We start from the raw sequence: 9,680 nt of genomic DNA, 5'->3' as shown, positions 1-9,680 counted from the left end.
ACTTTTGCGCTTTTCAAAAGTGAGCCGCCGTCAGGGCGGAACCCTAAGTGGCCGTTACCGCAGGAATGGATATGTACTTGGTATAACTATGTCAGCTGTCAGACCGCCTTCGCGAGCAAGCCCGCTCCCACAGTTTTGACCGCGGGGTGTCAGGTAGATAAGTGTCGGCTGGCAGGCCGCCATCGCAGGCAAGCCAGCTCCCACATTTGCTCGTCATCGCTTGCAAAATGGCGGACGACTAGCTCACCAAACTACGCAACGCGCTGATCTGCGGGATCTCTACCCGGCGCATATACACACGCAGCGGCTCGGTGATGTTGATGCGGTCATCGATATTCTGGTCGAGCAACAACTGAAGGCGCGCTCGGCACAGGGTCATGGTGTGGTCGGCGGCCGGCAACCAGACGAACTCGGCCGTGGGGATGATGCCGTCATCGGCCACGTCCATGCCGAATGAGTCTTCGCTGAAACGTACGATGTACTGGCCAGTTTTGCGATTGAGGCCGACAAAACCCTGGAGTTGGTCGGCGGCCTGGCAGATAAGCTCGGAAGTAATGCGCATGGTAAACCTCACTGAAAAGTCCCACAGGGACTGGAAAGATGGTTTACACGCGTGGCAGAAAATACCGCCCTCTGACGGGGCAGCTACCTGTAAGAATACTGCAACGCCCTGCAAAAAAGCCCACAAAATTGGCCGGTGCGCACGTTAATGTCGGTTTGGTGATAGCGCCGTTCGCAATCAATTGTTAAAAAGGACACCTTCTCAAAGTTACCTCCACGAAAGGACTTCGCATATGCCTGTCACGTTTTCCAAAAGCGCCTTGCTGCTGGCGTTGATGCTCGGCCTTGGCCAGGCACAGGCTGCCGAGCCGGTCAGCCCGGCCGAATTGGCGACAAACGAAGGCATCCCCTACCCTGCCGTGATCGCTCACCGTGGCGCTTCCTACGACGCCCCTGAATCCACCGCCGCTGCCTACAAGGTTGCACGCGACCTGGGCGCCGACTACCTGGAACTGGACCTGCAACGCAGCAAGGACGGCGTGCTGTTCGCCCTGCACGACAACAACCTGCAACGCACCACCGACGTCGCCACCAAGTTTCCCGAGCGCAAAGACGCACCCGCCAACGAGTTCACCTGGAAAGAACTGCAAACCCTCGACGCCGGCAGTTGGTTCAACGCCGCCTACCCGGACCGCGCGCGCCCAGGCTTCGTTGGCCTCAAGATCTTGAGCCTGGACGACATCATCAAGATCGCCGAAGGCAACCCCTCGCACAAACCCGGCCTGTACATCGAGACCAAGGAGCCCAAGCAGTTCCCAGGTATTGAAGCCGACCTGAAAAACAAGCTGCTCGACAAAGGCTGGCTGAGCTCCGCCGGTTCCAAACTGGGCAAGAGCAACACCGGTGTCGGCCAAGGCAAGGGCCGCGTGGTGTTGCAAACCTTCGAAACCGCCAGCCTCAAAGAGCTGCAGAAGGAAATGCCCAACACTCCGAAAATCCTGCTGTTGTGGGTGGGTGAAGGCAGCATCGAGCCCAAATCCAAAGTGACCTTCGCAGAGTCCGGCGAACCCACCAAGGCCGCCTACTACGCCAAGCAAGAGCCCAAAGACGCCGCCGAATTCGAAAAGTGGGTCGATGAAGCCAAAAGCCTCGGCGCCATCGGCACCGGCCCCTCGGCTGAGCTGACCGACCACGGCGACCAGAGCTACACCGACCTGGTGAAGCCGGAAATGAACAAGCTGACCCACGACAAAGGCCTGCTGGTGCATGTGTATACCGTGGATGAGCCGGTGGACTTCGAGAAGGTGATGAAGGCCGGTGTCGATGGCATCTTCACCAACCGCGCCGCCGAGCTGTTGAAGTTCTACAAGCGCTGGCCGTCGTCCAGCGTGCAAGACCTGCTCAACGACCATAAGTACTAAAAGCGTTGGTGTCAGTGAGCCATTAAGGATGAGTTAAGTTGCGCCGGTTAATCTGGCGCCACTTAAACAGCTCAACCTAAGAAGGACACACACCATGAAAACCTTGACTGCCCTGTTCGCTGCTACTGCACTGACTTTGACCGCCGGCCTGGCTCAGGCTGATGTTCGTCCGGATCATATCGAGGGCCTGCTCAAGTCTGGCGCCGTGATGCCTTTCGACAAACTCAACGCAGCAGCCGTGGCAACTCACCCTGGTGCTTCGATCACTGACACTGAGCTGGACACCAAACACGGCGTCGCCGACCAGTATGTCTACGAAGTGGACCTGACCGATACCACCGGCAAGCGCTTTGAAGTGAAGCTCGACGCCAAGACCGGTGCTGTACTGGAAAACAAGCAAGACACCTGAGTTGCATCCCCAAAAAACGCGCCACCTTCGGGTGGCGCGTTTTTTTATGCGCGACACCTAAGCGTCACATAACCGTCATCGCACCTTGCAATGATTTGCGCCTGGGTGCCTGTGAAACGTCCTACAGGCCCTTTCTCTGCGAGTCGCCATGAACCACAGCATCGACCACGCCCACCAAGATCCCGATCTGTTTGGCCTGCTTTACGGTTTTCGTTTTCGCCCCGGCGAGAAAGGCCAGCAAATTGATTCCGCCACCGCCCTCACCGCCTTGCAGCAACCACCAGACCCGGAAGAGTTCCTGTGGCTGCACCTGAACCTGGCCCACGCCGCCTGCGAGCGCTGGATGCAGGCGCATTTGTCGCTGCCGGAAGAATTTTTTGAAGCCCTGCATGAAGGCTCGCGCTCCACACGCATCGAGCATGTGGACTCGGCCTTGCTGGCGGTGGTCAACGATGTGGTGTTCAACTTCAGCAGCATGGTGTCGTCGGATATTTCCACGCTGTGGGTGTGCGCCCGCAGCCGCTTGCTGGTGAGCGCACGCCTGCAGCCGTTGCACTCGGTGGATAAATTGCGCTCGTCGGTGAAGGCCGGCGAACACTTTCGCTCCCCCTTGGAACTGCTGGTACACCTGCTGCGCGACCAGGGCGAAGTGCTGACACAGATCGTGCGCAAGACCAGTATCAGCGTTGACCAAATCGAGGATCAGCTGTTGTCTTCGCGCCTGTCCACCAACCGCGCCGAACTGGGTGCCGCCCGCCGCGTGTTGGTGCGCCTGCAACGCCTGCTGGCGCTGGAACCGGGTTCGCTGCTGCGCCTGCTCAATCGCCCGCCGCAATGGCTGCAAAAGGAAGACGTGAAGGAGTTACGCAAATCCACCGAGGAGTTTGCGCTGATCATCAACGACCTGACCGCCCTGGGCGAACGCATCAAGCTGTTGCAGGAAGAGATCGCAGCCAACCTCAATGAACAGAGCAACCGCACGCTGTTCACCCTCACGGTGGTGACGGTGCTGGCGCTGCCGATCAACATCATTGCCGGCTTTTTTGGCATGAATGTGGGTGGGGTGCCGCTGTCTCAAGACCCGGAAGGCTTCTGGATATTGGTAGCCTTGGTCGCAACCTTTACCCTGATCGCCGGGCGTTGGGCCTTTCGCAAATTCTCAAATTGAAATAAGCCCCACTGTGGGAGCTGGCTTGCCTGCGATTGCGGTGGATCAACCAACACAATGCAAGCTGACCCACCGCTATCGCAGGCAAGCCAGCTCCCACAGGGTTATGCGTACAGTCAGTGATTGAAGAGTCCAGCCATGGCCTTGAGCAGCTTCTTGTATACCCGCCGCGCCTCCAAGGCCTCTTCCAGGCTTACCGCCACAAACCCCGCCCGCTGGTTGGGCTGCATCTGCCCGATCAAGTCCAGGTCGGCGCTGATCACCGTGCCAATCATCGCGTAGCCACCGCCCGACACCGCATCGCGGTGCAGCACAATCGGCTCCAGCCCCGCTGGTACCTGAATCGAGCCAATCGGGTAGCAACTGTCGACGATGTTGGACGGATCGGAGCCCGCGCCAAACGGCTGTTCCCGTGGCTGGAAGCTCAATGCACTGCCGCCCTTGAAGCGATAACCGATGCGATCAGCCTCAGAGCCGACCGTCCATGGCTCGGCAAAAAAGCTGCTTTTGGCCTCGTCAGTCAAGCGCTCGTAATACAGCCCCGGCACCACCCGCAACGTCACATCGCCGCCGACCGAACGCCGCAACGCCATCGGCAAGCTGTTGCCCGCACGCCCGGTACCGCTGGCGGTACCGATCGACAACTGATCGCCCTCCTGCAAACGCCGGCCATTAAACCCGCCGAGGGCGCCGAGGGTGTAGGTGGAGCGGCTGCCGAGCACCAAGGGCACGTCGATACCGCCGGCGACGGCAAGATAAGTGCGTGCGCCGGCCTTGGGAAACTCGAACCGCAGCACTTGCCCTGCGCGCACGGCAAAAGCGGTGTCCTGGTGCACCACTTCACCGTCCAGGCGCGGCGACATCAGGGCGCCGCTCAACGCCACCAGCGCGTCTTGCTGGAACTCCAGCTCCGGCCCGATCAGCGTGCATTCCAGGCCCGCCGCGCCCATGGGATTGCCCACCAAGTGGTTGGCCGCACTCAACGCGTATTGGTCCAGCGCGCCCGACGGTGGGATGCCCAAGTGGTAATAACCTTCGCGGCCCAGGTCCTGCACGGAGGTGGCGAGGCCGGGTTTGAGGACCTTGATCATGCCAGCGCCTCCTGCAGGGTTTTCGGATAGCCGATGGGGTCGGCGAGAAAGGCATCCAGGGAAAATTCCACCGGGCGAATGCGTAAATCGAACCGCCCGGCGTCCACCTCGGCGACGGCCCGGTCATAAGCCTCGCGGTCTATCGGCTTGAACTGCACGATATCGCCGGGGCGGAAGAACACCATGTGCGCCTTGAGGTACGCCAACTGCTGCGCCGGGTCGTAGATCGGTGCCGGGGTGACGCCGAACATCTGGTAACCGCCCGCCCCTCGCACCGAGTAGATACAGCCAAAGCAGCCGCCATGGCCCAGGGTCAGTTTCGGCGTGTCGGTGCGTGGCCGCAGGTATTTGGGTACCTGCAATTGCCGCTCGCGTTCGACCATCTGGAACATGAACGGCAAGCCCGCGACAAAGCCGACCATCGACACAAACCACGGCGCGCCACTGTGGGCGACGATGAACGCGTTTACGTCGGCCAGGCCATTGATGCGTGCGGCGTATTCCAGGTCTGTGCCGCTGGGGTCTTGGTGGCGGTCACGAAAGCGCATCAGGGTTTCGTGGGTCCAGGGGTCGTTATAGAGCACCGGGATCTCGATGATGCGCGTGCGCAAGGTGCGTTCGGTCACGGCCTGGGCTTCGGCGCTTTGCACAGCGTCGAGCAGCGCGTGAGGGGCGATGCGGTCGGGGTCGAAGCGAATCTGGAACGATGCGTTGGCCAGGCAGACATCCAGTACGCCTTCAAGCGCCAGGCGCTCCACGGCGCGGGTCACCGCCATGCCCTTGAAAAAGGCCTGCAGGGACATGCTGTCGCTGACCTCGGCAAACAGGTGTTCATCACCGCCGAAGCTGTAGCGGATGGGGGACGTTTCAGCCATGTCTGTTCCTCTTGGAATCATTGTAGAAAGGCAGGCAAAAAAGTAAGGGGTGGATCTTATTGGGGTGTTGTGACGTCGATGCCCGCCTGGTCCAGGGCTGCACGGGTGGCCTCCACCAGCTCCAGGGCGCCGGGGGTGTCGCTGTGCAGGCAGATGGAATCGAATTCGATGGCCAGGTCTTCGCCTTCGACGGTCCGTACCAGGCCGGTCTGGCAGGCACGCAAGACCCGCGCGGCAACCGTGGCGGGGTCCAGCGCCCGCACATTGCGAGTAAACACGATGGAGCCGCTCAGGTCGTATTCACGGTCGGCATAGAACTCGCGCACCACCGGCTGCCCCAGTTCCTTGGCAATGCGCCAGATCACCGAGTTGGGCATGCAGTACAGCAACAGCGTGGGCTCGATGATCTGCAGGTTTTGCACCAACAGCCGCGCAGCTTCTTCATCGCGGGCCAGGTGCATATAGAGCGCGCCGTGAGGCTTGATATGTTGCAGGGTCACGCCTTGGGCACGGGCCATTTCACGCAGGGCACCAAGCTGGTAGAGCATGTCGTCCACCAGTTCCTGGGCCGGTGCGTTGATATGCCGACGACCGAAGCCCACCCGGTCACGAAAGCCTGGGTGCGCGCCGATGGCCACACCCAGTTGCTTGGCGCGCTCGACAGTGCGGCGCATGGTGCCGGGGTCGCCGGCGTGAAAGCCGGTGGCGATATTGGCCGAGCTGATGTAGGCCATCAGCTCTGCGTCGACGCCGTCGCCGATGGTCCAGGGGCCAAAGCTTTCGCCCATGTCTGAATTGAAATCCACTGTCTGCATCGAGGTCGCTCCGCCAAAGGTGATGCCCGCAAAGTAGGCTGGGGCTTGACCCCTTGGGAAGATCTATTATCAGATGGCCCATCTTCTGAAAATCAGATATCGCTCATGTCCCTTACCTTGCGCCAGGTTCGCTACTTCGTCGCCACCGCCGAGATCGGCCAGATTTCCCAGGCGGCGATTCACTTGAATATTTCCCAATCGGCGGTAACCACGGCGATCAAGGAGCTGGAAGCCATGCTCGGCGTACAGTTGTTCGTGCGCTCGGCCCAGGGCATGAACCTCACCGACGCCGGGCGGCATTTTCTCAACCGTGCCTATGTGATTGTGCGCAGCGTAGACGACGCCCTCAACAGCCCGTTGCCGGACTACCGCGCCAGCGGCGTGCTGCGGGTGGCGGCCAGCTACACCGTGCTGGGTTATTTCCTGCCGCACCATTTGCAGCGTATGGAGCACTGGCATCCGGACGTGACCATCGAGGTGTTCGAACAGGAGCGCCAAGCCATCGAACAGGGCCTGCTCGACGGCCAGTTCGACATGGCCGTGGTGCTGACCGCCAACCTCACCCACGCGGATATCGTCTCGGAAATTCTGTTCAACTCCGAACGCCGCCTGTGGCTGCCCAGCCATCACCCGTTGTGCGAACGCGGTGCCGTGAGCCTGGCGGACGTGGCCCAAGAGCCCTACATTTTGCTGACCGTGGATGAAGCCGAACACAGCGCCATGCGCTACTGGGAACAGGCCGGGCAAACCCCCAAGGTGCGGCTGCGCACCAGTTCGGTGGAAGCGGTGCGCAGCATGGTCGCCAACGGCAGCGGCGTGGCGATCCTGTCAGACCTGGTGCACCGGCCCTGGTCTCTGGAAGGCAAGCGCATCGAAACCCTGACCGTCACCGACCCGGTCACGCCCATGAGCGTCGGCCTGGCCTGGCACCGCGAGCGCGACTTTACCCCGGCTATGCAAGCGTTCCGGGACTACTTCCACGACGCGTTCCTGGCACCGCAGCAGTTGTCGGCGCGCCGCTAGAGATGGGCTTGCAGGGTGGCGGCCAACCAGTCCATGAACACCCGCACTCGCAATGGCAAATGCCGCTGGCCGGCGTACAGCAACGACACATCCAGGGGCGGCGCCTGGTAGTCGGGCAACACCGCCACCAACTCGCCGCTGACCAACAAGTCGCGTATGCCGAGCTGCGGCACCTGGGTGAGGCCAAACCCGCCCAGGCACGCCGACTGATAGGCATCGGTGCTGTTGACCGTCACCCGGCCTGCCATCGGTAACCGCTGCACTTTGTTGCCCAGCAGGTATTCGAACCCGGCCGAGCGTGCGCCCAGTGGCCGCACGTAATGCACCAACTGGTGATGCGCCAGGTCTGACAGGGTTTTGGGCACGCCGTACCGTTGCAGGTACGCCGCGCTCGCGCAGTTGACCATCGGCATGCTGCACACCCGTCGCGCCACCACAGTTTGATCAGGCTGGGCGCCGACACGCACGACGCAGTCGAACCCTTCGGCGATCAGGTCCACTTGGCGGTCCGAACAACTGATCTCCATGTCGATCAGCGGGTGGCGCGTCATGAAGGTGAGCAGGTTCGGCAAGATCACGCTGCGTGCCATGACATTGGGCATGTCCACCCGAATGCGCCCAGCAAGCTGGGTTTCATCCTGGCGAAACAAGCCCTCCAATTCCTCCATGTGCGCCAGCAGGTCCTTGCTGCGTTCGTACAGCACACGACCATCCTGGGTCGCCTGCACCTTGCGTGTGGTGCGTTGCAACAGCCGCGCACCCAGCAGTTCTTCCAGCGCCTGCACATGCTCGGACACGCTGGAGCGCGGCAGGCCGAGGCTTTCACCGGCCTGGGTGAAACTCGACAATTCCGTCACCCGCACAAAGGTACGCAGTAGCTCAAGCTTGTTCATGGATTGTTCGCCTTATCCGGCCAGTGATTCCGCAATAGCGCTGTTTATCACGTTATGGCCGGACAAATACACTCAGTCCCACTCACCCCATTCGAGGACTGCACCATGACCCGTAAAATCGCACTCATCACCGGCGCCAGCCGTGGCCTGGGCAAAAGCGCTGCCCTGCACCTGGCTGCGCAAGGCATTGACATCATCGGCACCTACCACAGCGCAGCGGCCGAAGCCCAGGCCGTGGTTGCCCAAGTAGAGGCCCTGGGCGGGCGCGCCGCCATGCTGCAACTGGACGTGAGCCAGAGCGCGACCTTCGATGCATTCGTTGGTCAGGTCGGCACGTTGCTCAAGGATGTGTTCGGCGTGGATCGCTTCGATTTCCTGATCAACAACGCCGGCGTCGGCACCCACGCAAGCTTTGTCGAGACCACCGAAGCCCAGTTTGACCAGCTGGTGGCGATCCACGTGAAGGCACCGTTTTTTCTCACGCAAAAACTGCTGCCGCTGATCAACGACGGCGGGCGCATCATCAATATTTCCAGCGGCCTGGCGCGCTTCAGCCTGCCGGGTTATGCCGCCTACGCATCCATGAAAGGCGCGGTGGAAGTATTGTCGCGCTACCAGGCTAAAGAGCTGGGCCCACGAGGGATTACCGTGAACACCCTGGCGCCGGGCGCAATCGCCACTGACTTCGGCGGCGGTGCGGTACGCGATAACAATGATGTGAATGCGATGGTTGCCAATAACACTGCTCTTGGCCGAGCCGGCTTGCCGGACGATATTGGCGGCGCGATTTCGATCTTGCTGGCCGATGGCAGCCACTGGATCACCGGCCAGCGGATCGAGGCGTCGGGCGGGATGTTCCTCTAAACGGCTCCTCGTTGTAGGAGCGAGCTTGCTCGCGAAAAGCTCAAGAGCGCCGCGTGTTTCCAGAGGCGCCGCGTTATCGTTAGCGATCTTCGCGAGCAAGCTCGCTCCTACAGTGGGCGGTGTTTTTACCGGCGATTTTTTCCCGAATGACGTCGTAACCCCAGTGGTACACGTAGGTGTACGGCAGGAAGAACAACAACACGCCAATGTCGAGGATGAAGGCTTCCAACAGGCTGATCTTCATCAAGGCAGCAATCAACGGCACCGCCAACAGAATCAGGCCGCCTTCAAACAGCAGCGCATGCAGCACACGGGTCCAACCACCGTTGGCCAGTTGCAGGCGGGCTTTAAGGCGGTCGAACAGGCTGTTGAACACCACGTTCCAGCTCAGTGCCAACAGGCTGATGCCCAAGGTCACTGCGCCCATCTCCAACGCCGGCCGGCCAGTGATCCACACCAGCAGTGGCGTGCAGATCAATAGGGCCAGCCCTTCGAAACCAAGGGCTTGAAAAACGCGTTCAGTAAGGGATTTGGTAGGGGTCATGACCCGGCTCCGTGAGTGACGATGGTTGCCATGATCAGGCTTTGTCTCGATACTTCATAACCAATAACCATCGATC

Annotated in this window: 11 protein-coding genes; 5 read left to right on the top strand and 6 right to left on the bottom strand. The window is 60.8% G+C overall.

Annotated features, from left to right (window positions below; translation table 11 throughout):
* Window positions 1-238 precede the first annotated feature (238 nt).
* Window positions 239-562, bottom strand: a complete 324-nt coding sequence (locus DK871_RS19590; protein ID WP_032895610.1) for a DUF2025 family protein — start codon at window positions 560-562, stop codon at window positions 239-241.
* 232 nt (window positions 563-794) lie between these two features.
* On the opposite strand from DK871_RS19590, the gene DK871_RS19585 reads away from it, so the two are divergent.
* The 3 genes from DK871_RS19585 (at window position 795) to DK871_RS19575 (ending at window position 3,499) form a co-directional block, all read left to right on the top strand.
* Entirely contained in the window at window positions 795-1,922 is a 1,128-nt protein-coding gene (locus DK871_RS19585) for a glycerophosphodiester phosphodiesterase (protein WP_105228078.1), read from the top strand.
* A gap of 94 nt (window positions 1,923-2,016) precedes the next feature.
* The gene (locus DK871_RS19580) at window positions 2,017-2,331 is read left to right on the top strand and encodes a PepSY domain-containing protein (protein ID WP_161906344.1); all 315 of its coding nucleotides are present in this window, start codon (window positions 2,017-2,019) and stop codon (window positions 2,329-2,331) included.
* 148 nt (window positions 2,332-2,479) lie between these two features.
* A complete protein-coding gene (locus DK871_RS19575; protein WP_161906343.1) occupies window positions 2,480-3,499 on the top strand; it encodes a transporter in 1,020 nt (339 codons plus the stop codon).
* Window positions 3,500-3,615: 116 nt separating this feature from the next.
* On the opposite strand, the gene DK871_RS19570 is transcribed toward DK871_RS19575, so the two are convergent.
* The 3 genes from DK871_RS19570 to DK871_RS19560 are packed head-to-tail and all read right to left on the bottom strand — an operon-like array spanning window position 3,616 to window position 6,280.
* Window positions 3,616-4,590, bottom strand: coding sequence for a biotin-dependent carboxyltransferase family protein (locus DK871_RS19570; protein WP_161906342.1), 975 nt, complete (start codon window positions 4,588-4,590; stop codon window positions 3,616-3,618).
* Window positions 4,587-5,465, bottom strand: a complete 879-nt coding sequence (locus DK871_RS19565; protein WP_161906341.1) for an allophanate hydrolase subunit 1 — start codon at window positions 5,463-5,465, stop codon at window positions 4,587-4,589. The genes DK871_RS19570 and DK871_RS19565 overlap by 4 nt, the downstream gene beginning before the upstream one ends.
* A 56-nt stretch (window positions 5,466-5,521) precedes the next feature.
* Window positions 5,522-6,280: a 5-oxoprolinase subunit PxpA gene (locus DK871_RS19560; protein WP_161906340.1), complete on the bottom strand. Its 759-nt coding sequence runs from the start codon at window positions 6,278-6,280 to the stop codon at window positions 5,522-5,524.
* A gap of 105 nt (window positions 6,281-6,385) precedes the next feature.
* On the opposite strand from DK871_RS19560, the gene DK871_RS19555 reads away from it, so the two are divergent.
* Window positions 6,386-7,303, top strand: coding sequence for a LysR family transcriptional regulator (locus DK871_RS19555; protein WP_138763518.1), 918 nt, complete (start codon window positions 6,386-6,388; stop codon window positions 7,301-7,303).
* Here DK871_RS19555 and DK871_RS19550 read toward each other — a convergent pair.
* On the bottom strand, window positions 7,300-8,196 hold the full coding sequence (locus DK871_RS19550) for a LysR family transcriptional regulator (RefSeq protein ID WP_161906339.1): 897 nt from the start codon (window positions 8,194-8,196) through the stop codon (window positions 7,300-7,302). The two genes, DK871_RS19555 and DK871_RS19550, sit on opposite strands and share 4 nt — an antisense overlap.
* A 105-nt stretch (window positions 8,197-8,301) precedes the next feature.
* Between DK871_RS19550 and DK871_RS19545 the strand changes: the two genes are divergently transcribed.
* Window positions 8,302-9,060, top strand: coding sequence for an SDR family NAD(P)-dependent oxidoreductase (locus tag DK871_RS19545; protein ID WP_161906338.1), 759 nt, complete (start codon window positions 8,302-8,304; stop codon window positions 9,058-9,060).
* A 79-nt stretch (window positions 9,061-9,139) separates the two neighbouring features.
* Here the strand turns inward: DK871_RS19545 and DK871_RS19540 are convergent, their stop codons facing one another.
* A complete protein-coding gene (locus DK871_RS19540) occupies window positions 9,140-9,604 on the bottom strand; it encodes a multidrug/biocide efflux PACE transporter (protein ID WP_161906337.1) in 465 nt (154 codons plus the stop codon).
* Window positions 9,605-9,680: the final 76 nt, after the last annotated feature.

This window comes from Pseudomonas sp. L13, from assembly GCF_009935965.1.
GTDB lineage: Bacteria > Pseudomonadota > Gammaproteobacteria > Pseudomonadales > Pseudomonadaceae > Aquipseudomonas > Aquipseudomonas lactis.
This window is presented reverse-complemented; position numbering and strand designations above follow the sequence as displayed.

Excerpts from the sequence above, each read along its gene's own strand:
- DK871_RS19590 (WP_032895610.1), bottom strand. The coding sequence starts at position 562 with ATGCGCATTACTTCCGAGCTTATCTGCCAGGCCGCCGACCAACTCCAG.
- DK871_RS19585 (WP_105228078.1), top strand. The coding sequence starts at position 795 with ATGCCTGTCACGTTTTCCAAAAGCGCCTTGCTGCTGGCGTTGATGCTC.
- DK871_RS19580 (WP_161906344.1), top strand. The coding sequence starts at position 2,017 with ATGAAAACCTTGACTGCCCTGTTCGCTGCTACTGCACTGACTTTGACC.
- DK871_RS19575 (WP_161906343.1), top strand. The coding sequence starts at position 2,480 with ATGAACCACAGCATCGACCACGCCCACCAAGATCCCGATCTGTTTGGC.
- DK871_RS19570 (WP_161906342.1), bottom strand. The coding sequence starts at position 4,590 with ATGATCAAGGTCCTCAAACCCGGCCTCGCCACCTCCGTGCAGGACCTG.
- DK871_RS19565 (WP_161906341.1), bottom strand. The coding sequence starts at position 5,465 with ATGGCTGAAACGTCCCCCATCCGCTACAGCTTCGGCGGTGATGAACAC.
- DK871_RS19560 (WP_161906340.1), bottom strand. The coding sequence starts at position 6,280 with ATGCAGACAGTGGATTTCAATTCAGACATGGGCGAAAGCTTTGGCCCC.
- DK871_RS19555 (WP_138763518.1), top strand. The coding sequence starts at position 6,386 with ATGTCCCTTACCTTGCGCCAGGTTCGCTACTTCGTCGCCACCGCCGAG.
- DK871_RS19550 (WP_161906339.1), bottom strand. The coding sequence starts at position 8,196 with ATGAACAAGCTTGAGCTACTGCGTACCTTTGTGCGGGTGACGGAATTG.
- DK871_RS19545 (WP_161906338.1), top strand. The coding sequence starts at position 8,302 with ATGACCCGTAAAATCGCACTCATCACCGGCGCCAGCCGTGGCCTGGGC.
- DK871_RS19540 (WP_161906337.1), bottom strand. The coding sequence starts at position 9,604 with ATGACCCCTACCAAATCCCTTACTGAACGCGTTTTTCAAGCCCTTGGT.